Source organism: Microbacterium ginsengiterrae (genome assembly GCF_014205075.1).
Classification (GTDB): domain Bacteria; phylum Actinomycetota; class Actinomycetes; order Actinomycetales; family Microbacteriaceae; genus Microbacterium; species Microbacterium ginsengiterrae.
Genome location: NZ_JACHMU010000001.1, coordinates 1,381,091 through 1,396,054, shown reverse-complemented (window position 1 = coordinate 1,396,054; position 14,964 = coordinate 1,381,091). Strand labels below are relative to the sequence as shown.

Annotated in this window: 16 protein-coding genes; 5 read left to right on the top strand and 11 right to left on the bottom strand. The window is 68.7% G+C overall.

Translation table 11 applies throughout. The features are described from left to right. Positions 1-7: 7 nt before the first annotated feature. A complete protein-coding gene (locus tag HD600_RS06990) occupies positions 8-760 on the top strand; it encodes an SDR family NAD(P)-dependent oxidoreductase (protein WP_184282524.1) in 753 nt (250 codons plus the stop codon). Here HD600_RS06990 and HD600_RS06985 read toward each other — a convergent pair. Continuing rightward, the gene (locus HD600_RS06985) at positions 745-1,089 is read right to left on the bottom strand and encodes an ArsR/SmtB family transcription factor (protein WP_241731635.1); all 345 of its coding nucleotides are present in this window, start codon (positions 1,087-1,089) and stop codon (positions 745-747) included. The genes HD600_RS06990 and HD600_RS06985 overlap by 16 nt on opposite strands. A 91-nt stretch (positions 1,090-1,180) precedes the next feature. Between HD600_RS06985 and HD600_RS06980 the strand changes: the two genes are divergently transcribed. Beyond that, positions 1,181-1,867 (top strand): MFS transporter, encoded by a 687-nt coding sequence (locus tag HD600_RS06980; RefSeq protein WP_184282522.1) that lies wholly within the window; start codon positions 1,181-1,183, stop codon positions 1,865-1,867. A gap of 25 nt (positions 1,868-1,892) precedes the next feature. Here the strand turns inward: HD600_RS06980 and HD600_RS06975 are convergent, their stop codons facing one another. Continuing rightward, positions 1,893-2,903, bottom strand: a complete 1,011-nt coding sequence (locus HD600_RS06975; protein ID WP_206705701.1) for a LacI family DNA-binding transcriptional regulator — start codon at positions 2,901-2,903, stop codon at positions 1,893-1,895. Positions 2,904-2,934: 31 nt separating this feature from the next. Between HD600_RS06975 and HD600_RS06970 the strand changes: the two genes are divergently transcribed. Then, positions 2,935-4,104 carry an MFS transporter gene (locus tag HD600_RS06970; RefSeq protein ID WP_184282520.1) on the top strand — a complete coding sequence of 390 codons (1,170 nt, stop codon included), beginning with the start codon at positions 2,935-2,937 and terminating at the stop codon, positions 4,102-4,104. On the opposite strand, the gene HD600_RS06965 is transcribed toward HD600_RS06970, so the two are convergent. From HD600_RS06965 to HD600_RS14880, 6 genes are all read right to left on the bottom strand, one after another. Next, a complete protein-coding gene (locus HD600_RS06965; protein WP_144794263.1) occupies positions 4,070-4,735 on the bottom strand; it encodes an SDR family oxidoreductase in 666 nt (221 codons plus the stop codon). The two genes, HD600_RS06970 and HD600_RS06965, sit on opposite strands and share 35 nt — an antisense overlap. Before the next feature lie 112 nt (positions 4,736-4,847). Beyond that, a complete protein-coding gene (locus tag HD600_RS06960) occupies positions 4,848-5,762 on the bottom strand; it encodes an ROK family protein (protein WP_184282518.1) in 915 nt (304 codons plus the stop codon). Next, entirely contained in the window at positions 5,759-6,445 is a 687-nt protein-coding gene (locus HD600_RS06955; protein WP_184282516.1) for an N-acetylmannosamine-6-phosphate 2-epimerase, read from the bottom strand. Before HD600_RS06955 ends, HD600_RS06960 begins: the two co-directional genes overlap by 4 nt. Continuing rightward, the gene (locus HD600_RS06950) at positions 6,442-7,296 is read right to left on the bottom strand and encodes a carbohydrate ABC transporter permease (RefSeq protein ID WP_184282514.1); all 855 of its coding nucleotides are present in this window, start codon (positions 7,294-7,296) and stop codon (positions 6,442-6,444) included. Before HD600_RS06950 ends, HD600_RS06955 begins: the two co-directional genes overlap by 4 nt. Continuing rightward, positions 7,283-8,248, bottom strand: a complete 966-nt coding sequence (locus HD600_RS14885) for a carbohydrate ABC transporter permease (RefSeq protein WP_260980407.1) — start codon at positions 8,246-8,248, stop codon at positions 7,283-7,285. The genes HD600_RS06950 and HD600_RS14885 overlap by 14 nt, the downstream gene beginning before the upstream one ends. Before the next feature lie 4 nt (positions 8,249-8,252). Then, positions 8,253-9,539: an ABC transporter substrate-binding protein gene (locus tag HD600_RS14880; RefSeq protein WP_241731634.1), complete on the bottom strand. Its 1,287-nt coding sequence runs from the start codon at positions 9,537-9,539 to the stop codon at positions 8,253-8,255. A 124-nt stretch (positions 9,540-9,663) separates the two neighbouring features. On the opposite strand from HD600_RS14880, the gene HD600_RS15185 reads away from it, so the two are divergent. After that, positions 9,664-10,380: a GntR family transcriptional regulator gene (locus tag HD600_RS15185; protein ID WP_144794246.1), complete on the top strand. Its 717-nt coding sequence runs from the start codon at positions 9,664-9,666 to the stop codon at positions 10,378-10,380. A 16-nt stretch (positions 10,381-10,396) separates the two neighbouring features. Then, a complete protein-coding gene (locus HD600_RS06935; protein ID WP_184282512.1) occupies positions 10,397-11,899 on the top strand; it encodes a DUF4127 family protein in 1,503 nt (500 codons plus the stop codon). A gap of 26 nt (positions 11,900-11,925) precedes the next feature. Here the strand turns inward: HD600_RS06935 and HD600_RS06930 are convergent, their stop codons facing one another. The 3 genes from HD600_RS06930 to HD600_RS06920 are packed head-to-tail and all read right to left on the bottom strand — an operon-like array spanning position 11,926 to position 14,916. After that, entirely contained in the window at positions 11,926-12,921 is a 996-nt protein-coding gene (locus tag HD600_RS06930; RefSeq protein ID WP_184282510.1) for a PfkB family carbohydrate kinase, read from the bottom strand. Positions 12,922-12,969: 48 nt separating this feature from the next. After that, complete coding sequence (locus tag HD600_RS06925; RefSeq protein WP_184282508.1) at positions 12,970-13,809, bottom strand: hypothetical protein; 840 nt, start codon at positions 13,807-13,809, stop codon at positions 12,970-12,972. A 21-nt stretch (positions 13,810-13,830) separates the two neighbouring features. Further along, entirely contained in the window at positions 13,831-14,916 is a 1,086-nt protein-coding gene (locus HD600_RS06920) for a type I restriction endonuclease (protein ID WP_184282506.1), read from the bottom strand. Positions 14,917-14,964 lie beyond the last annotated feature (48 nt).

Below are 14,964 nucleotides of genomic sequence, written 5' to 3'. Positions count from 1 at the left end.
GAAGCTCATGGCTCAGTACGATGTCTCAGACCGTTCGGCGATCGTCACCGGAGCAGGCAGCGGGATCGGCAAGGCCGTCGCGCTGCTCCTCGCGAAGAACGGCGCCTCCGTCGTCGTGAACGACCTCGACCCCGACGCCGCGCAGGCGGTGACCGACGAGATCCGCTCCGCGGGCGGCGTCGCCGAGGCCTCCCCGGGCGATGCGACGGATGCCGCGTGGATCGCGTCTTCGGTCGAACTGGCGGGCACCCTCGCTCCGCTGCGAATCGGCGTGAACAACGCCGGTATCGGAGGGGCGACCGCACCGACCGCCGAGTACGACGACGCGGACTGGGACAAGGTCATCGCCCTCAACCTCAACGCGGTGTTCCGCAACATGAAGGCGCAGATCCCCGCGATCCTCGCCGCAGGCGGCGGCTCGGTGGTCAACATCGCGTCGATTCTCGGCAGTGTCGGGTTCGCCGGCTCCCCCGCCTACGTCACCGCCAAGCACGGCGTGGTCGGCATGACGAAGTCGGCGGCGCTGGAGTATTCCGCGCAGGGCGTGCGCGTGAACTCCGTCGGGCCCGGGTTCATCGACACGCCCCTGCTCGCGCAGATGGATGCCGAGGCGAAGGAGTTCCTCGTCTCGAAGCATCCGATCGGCCGCCTCGGCAAAGCCGACGAGGTCGCGAACCTCGTGGCCTTCCTCGCCAGTGACGCCGCGAGCTTCATCACGGGCAGCTACCACCTGGTCGACGGCGGCTACACCGCTCCCTGATCGCCGAGCACGGCATCCACCAACCCGGGAAACCGGGCCTCGAGGTCGTCTTCGCGAAGGCTGAGGGTGCGGCGACGGCCGTTCGGGTCGTTGCGGATCACCCCGGCCTCGCGGAGCACCTTCATCAGATGCGAGCGCGTCGACTTGGGAAGGTCGGGGTCGGTCGTGTGGCAGACGGCCATGTCGAGTGGTCCACCGCGCAACTGTCGCGCGATCGTCAGGCGATCGGGGTCACTGAGGGCGAAGAGGACCTCGGTGAGTTGAATGTCCTCCCGATCCGGGTGCGGGAGCTCTCCTGGCATGGTTCGATAGACCGGACGCCCCGGCATCGCCGGACTCTGGAACGCCCTGAGCCCCGGCATCGGCCTGGCCGCCGGCGCCCTCGCCTCCGGACTCATCCTGGATGCGACCGGCGAACCGATGCTCGATGTGTTCGCCCCACTGGCGACCGTCTACATCGTGCTCGCCGTCCTCTTCTTCTTCGCCCCCGAGACTGCGCCGCTGCGCAGCGGCGCATGGCAGTCGCTGCGGTTCCGCCTGGCCATCCCTGCGCCGATCCGCGGAGACCTGTGGCGTTCGGCGCCCGCGATCCTCGCCGGGTGGGCCACCGGTGGCCTCTTCCTGTCGCTCGGCTCGACGATCGTCCGCACCGAGCTCGGCGGCGTCGCACACCTCTGGCAGGGGCTGGCGGTCACGCTGCTCGCCGGCTCCGGCGCGCTGGCCGCGTTCACGCTGCGCCGACTGAAGCCGCGGGCGACCGTGCTGTTCGGCACCGCGGCCCTGGCCACGGGAACGGCGCTCTCCCTCATCGCCCTCGGCGTGACGTCGCTGCCGTTCTACCTCGTCGCGGCGGCCGTGACGGGGACCGGCTTCGGCACCACCTTCTCCGGTGTCATCGCGTCGCTCGCACCCCGCATCCCCGCCGCCGAGCGCGCGGACACCTTCGCGGTCATCTACGTGCTGGCGTACCTCGCGTTCGGCATCCCGGCTGTGGCCGCCGGGCTACTCGTCGGACTCGTCGGGCTCACGGCAGTGACCGTCGGATACGGGATCGCCGTGATCGTGTTCGCCCTCGTCGCCCTGGGGCTGCGCCTCCGACGGGCATGAAACAGGATGCCGGCAGCAGCGCCGCCTATCCGCGTTGCACGAGCGACCAGGCGGGCACCCCGACCGTCGTCATCAGGCCCGCGGCGATGGACGCGCACGCCACGCCCTGGTCGTAGAGCGACTGGCGGATGCTGGAGAACCCGAGCGCCTGCGCGGTCTCGCTGTCATCCCACCCGCTGATCCGCACGCCCGCGCCCTGCGCATCCCGTGCTCCCGCGGCGAGCTGATCGCTCATCGCGATGACGACATCCGGTTGCTCGTCGGCGTCGAAGCCCGAGAGCGCCGCCTCGGTCGTGCGCCTGCCGTCCTCGCGGGTGTTGCGGGCGGCGACGGCCACGGGGGTCTCCGCCCAGTCGCCGCCGGTCTGCTCGACGGCATCCCGGAATCCCGCGAGGCGCTCCCGAGTGACGGGGAAGGCCACGTCCGTGCTCGGGCCGCGGGTGAGCCCGGTCCATCGCTCGCGATCGAACGGATGCGACAGGATCAGCGGTGACACGGCGCCGGCGAGCATGTGCCCGGCGACGGCCCGTGCCGCCTCGCGGTCATCCGCGGCGACGACCTGGATGCCGTCGACATCGGGCCCGCCCTGGATCGCGGCCGGTCGGCCGGTGGCGACCACGGCGTCGAGGACCGGGTCCGCTGCGTCCGTCGTCCAGAGCACGAACCCGTCGACCGCCGCCTCGCGCACGCGTTCGGCATCGTCGGCGTCGCCGGTGCTGGGGATGAGCACGAGACCGAGGCGGTTGTCGACGCAGACCTGCGAGACGCCGGCGAGGAAGCGCGCGGCCTGCGGGTCCTCGAAGGCGTAGTTCAGCCGCTCTCCGAGGATCACGCCGAGGTTACGCGTCGCCCCGTTGCGCAACGATCTCGCCACGGGATCGGGCCCCGCGTATCCGAGGCGGGCGGCCGCGGCGAGGACCCGATCGCGGGTGGCCGCGGCGACACGGGTGGGGCGGGTGTACGTGTAGCTGACGGTCATCGGGGCGACGCCGGCCTCCGCCGCGACGTCACGCATCGTCACCCGCTTACTGTTCACATCGCCAGTCTAGATGTGTATCGTTACACAGATGCGTTTCCGACTCGGACCACATGTCGCATTCGCCGCCTTCGGGATCTTCTGGGGCGCGTGGGGAGCGTCACTCCCCGCCCTCCGCGACGCAGCAGGTCTGACCGAGGCGCAGCTCGGCACCGCGCTCCTCTGTGTCGGGGCCGGCGCCCTCCCCGCCATGCTCTTCACCGGCAGGGCCGTCGACCGCTTTGGCGTGCGGGTGGCCGGCCTGTTCCTCCTCGCGCTCGGGGCCGCCGGCATCCTGCTCTCCTGGTGGGCGAGGGATCCGGTCTCGATCTCGGTCGGGATGCTGCTGGTCGGGGCGGCCTCGGGCGCCTCCGATGTCTCGGCCAACGCGCTCGCGGCGCTCGGCGAGGCGAGAAGCGGTCGACGGGTCATCACCGTGAGCCACGGCGTCTTCTCGTCGTTCGTCGTCGTCGGCAGCCTCGGCGCCGGTGCGCTGCGCGCGAGCGGGCAGGAAGCGGTCGCCGTCTTCGCGGCCGCCGGTGCGCTCATCGGTGTCGCAGGCGCGACGGTGTTGATCCGCAGCAACGGGCGGCCGGTCACCGCCCCCGCCGCGGTCACCGCGCCTTCCGCACGAACGCTCGCACGGTTCTGGCCGTTCGTCGTCGTCGGGCTCATCGGTGCGCTCGGGTTCGCGGCGGAGAACGGTCATCAGAGTTGGGGGGCGATCCTCCTCGAGGACGAGCTGCAGGCAGGCGTCGGCGTCGCCTCCCTCGCGCCGGCGACCTTCGCCGCTGCCGCGGCTGTGACGCGCTTCGCGGTCGGAGCATCCACCCGCATCCCCGAGTCTGTGCTGCTCATCGTCGGTGGGGTGGTCGCGTCCGCCGGTGCCGTCGTCGTCGCAGTGGCTCCCGGCATCCTCGTCGCTCTGTGCGGGGTGACGCTCGCAGCGATCGGCACGTCGGTGCTGTTCCCCACGCTGCTCAGCACGGCGCTCCGAGGAGTCGCGGACGACCGACGCGGCCGGGCGACCTCGGCGGTCGGCACGACGGCGTACCTCGGCTTCGTCGTCGGGCCGGTCTACGTCGGACTGCTCGCCGGACTCGTCGGGCTTCGCGGTGCGATGCTCGGGATCGCAGCGCTCACGGTCGTGTTCGCCGTGGCGGCGCCGGCGGGGCGACGACTGGTCGCTAGAACCGCGCCGAGAACCCTCCGTCGACGTTGAGCAGCTGCCCCGACACCCAGCGCCCCTCGTCGGAGATGAGGAACGAGACGACGGCGGCGATGTCGGCAGGGGTGCCGAGTCGGCCGAGCGGATGCGCCGGCACGAGCGCGGCGGGCAGGTCGTCGCCCATCCATCCGGTGTCGATGGGGCCGGGGTTGACGACGTTCGCCGAGATGCCGATCGGTCCGAGCTCGCGCGCCGCGGAGATCACGATGCGATCGAGCGCGCCCTTGGATGCCCCGTAGGGCAGGTTCCCCGTCGTGTGATCGCTCGTGAGGGCGACGATCGCGCCGCCGGTCGGCGGGATCTGTCGCGCGAACGCCGCGATGAGCAGCAGGCTCGCTCGTGCGTTGACGGCGACGTGCGCATCGAAGCTCGCCGCTGTCGTCGTGAGGATGCCGGACTCGACGTCGTGCGCGTGACTGAGCACGAGCGCGCTCACCGGCCCGTGGTCCGCCGTGACGGCATCCATGAGATCGTCCGGAGCGGTCGGGGAGGACAGGTCGCAGGGGTAGTCGACATCCGCGAGGTCGCTGGTGACGACATCCCAGCCGTCCACGATGAGGCGCGGCACGATCTCCGCCGCGATGCTGTTGGCGCGGGCGGCGCCGGTGACGAGAGCGAGAGCCATGCCTCCACCATGCCGGAGCGGCGCGGCGGGAGACAAGGAGTGGGCGGGGCAGAGTCCGGTGACCTGCTGCGGTGGAAGCCCGAGGAGTAGTGGCGGGAGCAGTAGCGGGGTGTCAGCGCTGGGCCGCGGTGATCGCCGCGCCCGTCAGTGTGGCATTCACACCCAGTGCCGCGGCCACGATCCGCGCACGGGCCGGCCCTGGCATCGCGGCATCCCGATAACTCTCCGCGACCGCGCCGAGGTAACGCTCGCCGATCTCGGCGACCCCGCCGCCGATCACGATCGTCCCGACGTCGAGCAGGGCGTTGGCCGACGCCAGCGCCCTGCCGAGCAGGCGAGCGCCTTCCTCGATCACCTCGACGGCGACCGCGTCACCGTGCGCGGCTGCCTCGGCGATGTCACGCAGGCCGCGTCGCGCGCCCGTCCGCTCGAGATACGTCTGCTCCATCGCCGGGCCGGATGCCACCGCCTCCACATGTCCGCGACCGCCGCACGGGCATCGACGGTCTGCCAGGGCATCCCGCATCGACACCTCGACATGGCCGAGAGAGCCGGCGGTGCCCGTCTCGCCCCGGCGCAGGATCTCGTCGAATACGACCGCGCCCCCGATCCCGGTTCCGACCGTCACCATCAGCACGTCGCGGGACCCGGCACCCGCTCCCTGAGCGGCTTCGGCGACAGCCGCGGCATGCACGTCGTTGAGCACCGAGACCTCGATGCCGACGGCATCCTCAAGGGCCGCGCGCAGCGGCAGCCCGGCCCAACCGGTGATCGCATCCGTCGACGATGCGATCGCGCCGTCGGAACCGACGACTCCGGCCGTCCCCACGCCGACAGCCGTGACGGCATCCGCATCACCGAAGCCCGAGACGAGCTCGGCCACCGCACGGACGACGGCGGCGCCACCGGCCGTCGCCGGAGTGGGCACGACACGGGTCGGCGAGGCCATGCGCAGTCGACCGCCGTCGCCCTGGGCGAACACCGCGGCGGCGATCTTCGTGCCGCCGATGTCGACTCCGACGATCATTCGCGTGCGCCGGGGGTGACGTCGACGAATCGTCGGGTGATCGCGATCGGGTCCGTGATGGCGCCGCCCACCACGACCGCGAACGCACCCGCATCGAACGCCGCCGCGACCTGCTCCGGCGTCCGGTAGCGGCCTTCGGCGATGGTGGGGATGCCTGCGCCGACGAGTTCGGCGATGAGCTGCACATCGGGCTCCTCACCGCGGCGGGACTCGGGGGTGTAGCCCGACAGGGTCGTTCCGACGATGGATGCGCCGTTGTCCCGCGCCCGCAGGCCGTCGTCGAGGGTCGAGACGTCTGCCATCACCGGTCGGCCTGTGGCGGCGACGATCTCCCCCAGCAGCCCGAAGTCCGTCCCGAGATGTTCAGCCGTGGCATCCACCGCGATGATGTCCGCACCGGCTTCCGCGAGGCTGACGGCCAGGCCGACCTCGGGAGTGATGATGTTGCGGGTGCCGTTGTGCACCTTGTGCAGGCCGATGATCGGAACGTCGGTGACCGCCCGAACGCGGCGCACGTCCTCCGGCCCGTTCAGTCGTAGCGCGCGTGCACCACCGAGCAGAGCCGACTCGGCGAGCGCGGCGATGACCGCGACGTCGCGCACCGGCGTTCCGTCGTTCGCCTGCACGGAGACGACGAGGCCGCCGGCGAGCGATGCGAGGACGGCGGGAAGAGGATGTGTCATTTGAGAGCTCCTGCGGCTGCGCCGCCGATGAAGAATTTCTGACCGATGAGGAAGATGACCACGGCCGGCAGGGTGAACAAGACGCATGCGGCCATGAGCGGGCCCCAGGCGACGTCATTCTCCCCGAAGAAGGCGTACAGCCCGAGGGACAGCGTGTAGGTCGACTCGTCGTTCAGATAGATGAGGGGATTGAGGAAATCGGTCCATGCCCACACGAACTGGAAGATCGCTGCAGTGACGATGGCGGGGCGCGCGAGCGGCAGGACGATGGTGGCGTAGGTGCGGAACTCGGATGCTCCGTCCAGTCGCGCCGCCTCGATGAGCTCGTCGGGGACGGCGAGTAGGAACTGCCGGATCATGAAGATGAAGAACGGCGTCCCGAGAAAGGCGGGCACGATGAGCGGCAGGTAGGTGTTCGTCGCGCCGAGTCCGTTCCAGACGAGGAACAGAGGAATCAGCGTGACCTGCGGCGGCAGCATCATCGTCGCGAGGACGAGGATGAGCAGCGGGCGCGCTCCGCGCCAGCGCACCTTGGCCAGTGAGTACGCGACCAGGGGGCAGGCGATGATCGTGCCGAGGATGCTCATCCCCGAGACGAACAGCGTGTTGGCGAGGTACCGCCAGATCGGTATCTGCGCGAACGCCTCGGCGAAGTTGTCCAGCGTCCATTCCGTCGGCAGGAGCGTCGGCGGCGAGGAGAAGACGTCGTTCGGCGTCTTGAACGCCGTCGAGACCATCACCAGGAGCGGGAACAGGAACACCAGCGCGAGCAGCGCGACGGAGATCTGCTGACGGATGCTGCGGGTCAGCCGGCGGCGCGGGGAGCGCACCGGGCGTTCAGTTGTTGCCATCGTGCACCCACTTCTTCGACGTGGCCAGGACGATGAGGCTCACGACCAGCGTGACGATGAACAGCGTCCACGCCATCGCCGAGGCGTAGCCCATCTTCAGGAACACGAACGCGTTCTGGTACAGGTACATCGCATACGAGAGCATCGACTGACCCGGCCCCGCGCTGGCCTGATTCAGCCGCTCCTGGGCCATGATGTACGGCTGGGCGAAGATCTGCAGGAATCCGATGATGCTCACGATCACCTGGAAGAGCGTGACCGGCGAGACCGTGGGCCACGTGACATTGGCGAACCTGCGCCATACCCCCGCACCGTCGAGCTCGGCGGCTTCGTAGAGCTCCTTGGGGACCTCCTGCAGTGCCGCGAGGTAGATGATCATGGTGCCGCCGACCGTCCACAGCGACAGGAAGATGATCGACGGTTTGGTGAAGTCCGGATTCTGCAGCCAGGCCGGCCCCTCGATGCCGAACCAGGAGAGGAAGTAGTTGATGAAGCCGTACTCGGCGTTGAGCATCCACCGCCAGAGGTAACCGCCGACGACGACAGGCACGATCGAAGGCAGATAGATGAGCGCACGGTACAGGGGCTGCCCGCGCACCGGAGAGTTCAACAGGTGGGCGCCGGCCAGGGCGATGCCGATCGCAAGAGGAACGCCGAAGACGGTGAGGATCGCGGTGTTGGCGAGCGACTTCCAGAACACCCCGTCGTTGAACATCTGGACGTAGTTGGCCACGCCCACCCATTCGGGCGACTGGAACAGGTTGAAGTCCGTGAAGCTGTAGTACGCCGAGGCCGCGATCGGATAGGCGAACAGGAACAGGAACCCGACGATGAACGGCGCGGCGAAGGCGAGGCCGATGAGCGTCGAGCGCCGTCGCCGAGGACGGCGGCCGCCGGGGGCAGCAGAACGCGCGGTCTGCTGCCCCCGGCTCGGAGCGGTCGTCGTTGTCACGTGATCACTTGCTGGAGTAGCTCGACATGCGCGACTCGACCGTGGCGATCGCCTCCTCCGGAGTGGAGGTGAGGCGGACGATCTCGTCGAAGGCCGCCTTGAGGTCGGCGGCGTACTCGGCGCTGTACGGCGCGCTGGCCAGCGACTTCGCGTTCGGGGAGGTCGCGGCATCCGCCCACACCTCGAAGTTCTCCAGTTCGGAGAACACCTCACTGCCGGCGAGGGACGTGCGGCCGGGCAGGTTGCCCAGAGCGAGGCTGAACTTCTCCATCGGCTCGTCGCTGACGAGGTACGCGAGGAAGGTCGCCGCCTCTTCCTTGTGCGTGGAGTTCGCCGGGATGAACAGCGTGCTCGCCGTCACCTGCGTGCTGTTCTCGAGCTCGGGCGATGCGGCGGGGATCGCCGTCACACCCCAGTCGAGCTCGGGGGCCACGTTGGCGGCGCTGGCCGAACGCCATTCGCCGTCGATGATCATGGCGACCTTGCCGCTGAAGAACGGATCCTGCGCCGAGAGGTACTCGCCCTGCCCGGAGACGAACGCGGCCATCTTCTCCGCGCCGACCGGCTCGATGATGTTCTCCTGGTACCACTCGAGGGCCTCGAGATTGCCGGCATCCGCCGGCGTGGGGCCGTCGGCGTCGTCCCAGCTGCCACCGAACGCGAACCCGAGGGTCGTCAGCGTCGTGCTGTCGTTGGCCGATCCGAGACCGAGCCGGGTGATCTTGCCATCCTCCTCGACGGTGAGCGCCTGGGCCGCGGCCGCGAGTTCGTCCATCGTGGTCGGCGGGGTGATGCCCGCCTCATCGAGCAGAGTCTTGTTGTAGAGCAGCTGGAAGCTGTGGATCGCGATGGGCAGCGCGTACGTCGTCCCGTCGTAGATCATCTGCTCCATCGCGCTGGGGATGAAGTCGTCGATGTCGATCCCCTCCGCCGCGATCGCCTCGTCGAGCGGGGCGAGCACGCCCTTCGACGCCCACGCGCCGACGTTGTTGCCGAAGTTGTCGGAGATGTCGAAGGACCCGTTCGACGACGACATCGAGGTGAGCTGCTTCTGCTGGTCGGGGCTCGAGACGCCCTTGACGACGATCTCGTCCTGGCTGTCGTTGAAGTCCGCGATGATCTCCTCGAGGGCCTCCGCTTCAGCGCCGCCCCACAGGTAGGAGAACGTGATCTCGGTCTTGCCGTCCGCGTCCGCGCCGCCGGACGCGCATCCCGCGAGCCCGGCGACGGTCACGGCCGCCATTGCTGCGGCGCCGACAACCCGCCATGTCTTCTGGTGCTGCAACTGCATCGAAGTTCTCCACTCATCTGTGAGGTCTCGCGATTGGTGTAGTCCAATTACGAAGGGTTGGTCAGACATTGACACACAACTGCGGAAGTCGTCAAGATTGGGTTAGTCCAAAAAGGAGGCGACGGTGACTTCACCCGAAGGCGGGACCAAGCGCGATCTCGTTCGGCGGCACGTCGAAGACATGATCGGCGCCGGCCTGTCCCCCCATGAGCGTCTCCCCACCGAACGAGAACTCGCCGAGACCCTCGAGGTCAACCGCCAGACCGTTCGCGGCGCCCTCGACGAGCTCGAGCGCGAGGGCGTCGTCTACCGCCTGCAGGGCGCCGGCACCTTCGTCAGCGAGGCGAGGATCAGCAAGAGTTTCGAACTGACGTCGTTCTCCGAGGACATGCGGGCGCGAAACATGCGGCCGGGTTCGCAGTCGATCGACCTGCAGGTCGGCGCAGCCGGCCAGACCGTCGGATACGCTCTGGGGCTCTCCCCGCGCGAGGACGTCGTTCGGGTGCGCCGAGTGCGGACGGCGGACGACATCCCCATCTGCCTGGAGGAGTCGACGTTCGCCGCGGCATCCGTCCCCGGTCTCGAAGGAGGGATCGAGGGCGATTCGCTCTACGACGACATCCGCCAGCGCTTCGGGCTCGTGGCCGTGCGCGCCGACCAGGAGATCCACGCTGTGGTCCTCGACGAGGAGCAGGCGGCTGCGCTGCAGACGCCACCGTTCTCCCCGGCGTTCCTCGTCCGCCGCACCACCTACGACGCGCGCAGCCGTCCCATCGAGTACGCGGAGTCCGTCTACCGCGGCGACCGCTACTCGTACCAGCTCTCCATCACCCGCCCCTGATGAAAGGCACCACCCCGTGACCTCCTCCCCCGCGCGCCGGCGCATCGCCCTGCTCCCCCTGGACGACCGGCCGGTGAACGTCCTGCTGCCCGGCGACGTCGCTGCGGTCGCTGGTGTGACCCTGGATGTGCCGCCGCAGGAGATCCTTCCCGACTATCGGACGGCCGGCGACGCCGATGCGCTCGGCGCCTGGCTGCTGGAGCGGGCCGCCGATCCGGAAACCGTGCACATCGTCGTCTCGGTGGACATGCTGCTGTACGGCGGCCTCATCGCCAGCCGCACGAGCGACGACGACACCCGCGCCGTGCTCGCCCGTCTCGACACGCTCCGTGAGGTGCATCGCCGCCGACCGGAGCTGCCGATCTCGGCCGTGTCACTGGTGATGCGGGCGAGCAACTCGTACTCGGCGGCGGAGGAACCGCTGTACTGGACCGAGCACGGCAAGGAGTTGCACGCGCTCGGAGGCGACGCCCACCGGTTGCTCGGCGAGACGGAGATCATCGAGCTGGGCGACCTGACCGCCGTCCCGGCCGAGGTCGTGTCGGACTATTCGACCAGGCGTCTGCGGAACCACATCGCGAACCTGTCGACGATCGGGCTCGTCGAGGACGGCACGCTCGACTTCCTCGCCATCACGGCCGACGACACGGCGCCGTTCGCGGCCGGCAGCGCCGAGCAGGTCTGGATGCGGCACTGGATGCGGATGCTCCCCCGCGGCCGGGAGGTGCTGATGTACCCCGGAGCCGATGAGGTCGGCGCAGTGCTCGTCGCTCGCGCGCTGGCCGCCGATGCCGGGGTGCGCCCGTCGTTCTCGGTCGCCTGTGCGACGGAGGAGGGCATGACGCGTATCCCGCCCTACGAGAACATGCCGCTGACGGCGTCGGTGAGCCGACAGATCCGTGCGGCCGGGGCGACCGAGGTGCCGGAGGGCGGCGACGTGACGCTCGTGATGCACGCGCCCGACCCCGACCGTCACGACATGTTCCGCGGGCGGCCTGATGCCGTCGACGAGGATGCCGTGGCCGAGACGACCGCGCTCGTGCGTGCACGGTTGGATGCCGGGGAGCGGGTGGCTCTGGCGGATGTGCGCTACCCGAACGGCGCGGACGAGGCGCTCGTGCGGGCGCTCGCCGATGAGGGTCTGCTCGGGCGGCTCGAGGCGTTCGGCGGATGGAACACCGCGGGCAACACGATCGGCAGTGTCGTCGCGATCTCGGCCGCCGGCGTCGTGGGACGCGCCGGGGGAACGTTCGACGAGCGCGCAGCGCGGATCGCACTGCTCACGCGGTTGCTCGATGACTTCGCGTACCAGTCCGTCGTGCGCACGGACAGCGGCCCCTCACTGTTCCCCGATCGCTTCCCGATGAACGACCGCGCGCGCGTCGACGAGGCCCGCCGGGTGATCCGCGAGGAGCTCGGCGCCCTTCTCGAGTCGATGCTCCCCGCCGACGGCATCGAGATCGAGGATCTGACGCTGCCCTGGCGACGCTCGTTCGAGATCGGGCTCACGCTGCGCTGAGCGGGAGACGGGGGCTCCCCCGCTCCTCACCTCGCGCGGAGGAACGCCTCGACTTCGTCCTCGGTCGGAGCCGTCGTCGGCCCGCGCCGGGTGACCTTGATCGCGGCTGCGGCGTTGGCGCGTCGGCACGCATCGACCCAGGTGGCGCCGTCGGCGATGCCGGCCAGGAGCGCGCCGGTGTGCGTGTCGCCTGCGCCGTTGGTGTCGACGGGCGTCTGCGGGAAGCCGGGCACGTAGGTGCTCTCTCCGTGCGCGTGCGCCGCGCAGCCTTCTGCGCCGTCGCGAACGATGGTGATCGCGCCGGACCGCATGAAGGGGGCCAGCGCGCGGGCCTGGGCGACGATCTCACGCTCGGAGGCGTCGACCGAGGCGGACAGCGCGTCCAGCAGGTCCGTCGCCTCTTCGGCGTTGCCGGTCCACACGTCGGTGCGCGCGAGCATCATGTCGCGGATGTCGGCGGGCAGCGCGGCGAAGGCCGCCCCTGGGTCGAGAACCACAACCGCTTCGTCAGGAAGGGATGCCAGCCAGGTGAGGAGCGGGTCGCTGGTCTTCGCGACGGCGAGGGAGTATCCGGTGATGCAGACAAGGTCGCCTGGTTGCACGTGGGCGGTCGAGAGGGACTCGACCGTGATCTCGCGCTCGGCGCCGAGCGTCGTGACGAAGGTGCGCTCCGCGGTCGGTTCGACGAGGACGACGCACACGCCGGTGTCCTGAGTGGTCACCGGCGGCGCGGATGCGGCGATGCCCTCGGCTTCCAGCGCATGGCGGATGAGATCGCCGTGCGGGCCCGTGCCGATCGCGCCGGCATGCAAGCAGTGTGCGCCGAGGCGAGCCGCGGCGAGCAGGACCGTGACGGCGCCGCCCGCGTACTGGGCGACGGAGTCGGCCATGAGGTTCTGCCCCCGCGCGGGGAGGTCGGCGACCTCGATGACCAGGTCGACGAGCGCCTGACCGGTGTGGATCACGCGTGGTCGGTGCGCATCCTGTGCGGCTCGGGCGTCGACGTCGGCACTGGTGCGCATTCGGAAAGACTATCGATCGGCGTCGGCGGAGATCGGCAGCGCGTCGAGTCAGCCGTCGAAGAGCGGGCGCACCTCGGCGATGGGCCGCCCGAACACCAGCCTCGCGACGTCGGCGGCGAAGTCGGATTCGACCTGGACGACGGTCGCCCCGTGCGACATCCATCGATTGCCGCGGCGCTCGAGTTCGAGGCCGGGGTGAAAGTCGGCGTCGGGCAGATCAGGACGGCCTTCGGCGACACGAGCGGATGCCGCGAGCATGCCGACAACCCACGCCTCGCCGAGGCCGTGCGGACGGATCGATGCGTGCGTGGCCCCGTCGCGGGTGAACATCTGGAGCATGGTGTCCGCACGCCGCACCGTCCACTGCTCGCCCGCGTAGGTGAAGCGGCAGGCGATGTCGGCGTGCAGGGTGATCTTGGCGCCGTAGTGCGCGATGGCGTCGATGCATTCGGCGCCGAGCAGCTTTGCTTTTATCGTGCGCTCACGGCGCCGCAGCTCGGCTTCTCGCTTCTCGCGCGCGATCGCCGCGTATTCCGCCTCGAGGTCGAGCAGGCGCGCGGGCGCACCCGCCGCGAGGCGGTCGAACAGCCAAGCCGGGTCGATCTGGAGGAAGTACCGGAAGAGGATGTCGACCGGCCCGCCGGTCAGCCTGCGGTTCTCGACGAGCAAGCGGATGCCGTGATCCACCGACCACACGGCGGAGACCTCGCCGTCGACGACAGCGACCCACGACCAGCCCTTGGCTCTGATATCGGGAAGGCTGCTCTGCAACGCGGTCTTCAGTCTGGTTCCTTCGCGGACGGTCACCACTTTCGCGTGCGAGACCATGTCGTCGCCCATCGCGACGCTGTCGCGGTCGACGTGGAGCTCGATGCGCGACTGGGGCATGTTGTCGACGCTATCGGCTACCTACCCTCGGTAGCGCCGCACTGCGTCACGAATCGAGTCAGCATGGTCGTAGATCTCGTCCAGGTCATTGATGGGATGCCGTGTTTCGGTTTTGTCCTCGTCCAACAGCCCGAGGTACTTCTGCCTTCCGTTGAAGTGCAAACGGGCAACAGGCTTGCGATTGTTATCGTCGATGAGGACGGCGAAGTAGCTCTTTGCGTCACGGTGTGTGACTCGCTGTGGTTTTACTTCGCCACATGCGATCGCTTTGACGATCTGATACCCCTCTAGTTCTTCAAGAGTCGTCTCGATTTCGGTGTCGCGATCAAGATCCGCCTCGGCCACTTCGGCGCTCGGCATCGCGGTCGGTTCCACTACCTGCGTGATTCCACTCACCCCCAAAGCCGTCTTGAGCCTGTCGTTCACGCGCTCTGTGAGGAACTGCAGGGCCGCTTTTCGCACCAAGCCGGTGAACTGCTGGCGAACTTTCTGCGTAAAGGCACCTTCATAGACGCGCGAGGTGAAGAACTTGATCCAGTCGTCCGTAGGCTCCCGGAACTGACCTGCGATCTCACGCTTCAAGGCGCCGATGTACTTCAGTTCCTCAGCTGCACTGATGATCGAATCCAGGTCGAAACTCTCTTTGCTGAGCTTCTGGATCTCGGGAATCAGCGTCTCGTCGATGTCAAGGAGGTCCAGCACGAGGAAGGGCTTCGCGTCCATGCGGTTCGGCGCATCAAGATCAGTGTAGAAGTGCCAGGCGACACCGTTAGTGAGTACAGCTATACGCGCGTTCGTAACCGAAAAATATCGGAAGAGCTGGGAAGCGTGCTCTATCTTCAGAGGCCCCATGGATGGCTTGCATTCGATCAAGATCTGGACCTCGCCGTCACGCATGATGGCGTAGTCGATCTTCTCGCCCTTCTTCGTCCCCACATCGGCCGTGAATTCCGGAACTACTTCCAGCGGGTCAAACACGTCATAGCCAAGAATCGTAGAGATGAAAGGCATGACGAATGCGTTCTTGGTCGCTTCCTCGGTGCCGATGGCAGTGGCCTGGTTCTTGACTTTGGTCGCCAGGGCGTCAAGCCGCTCTGAGAATTCCATTTACGCTTCCGCTCCTCTTTGAACTGATGGGTAGCCCCGACAGTAGCG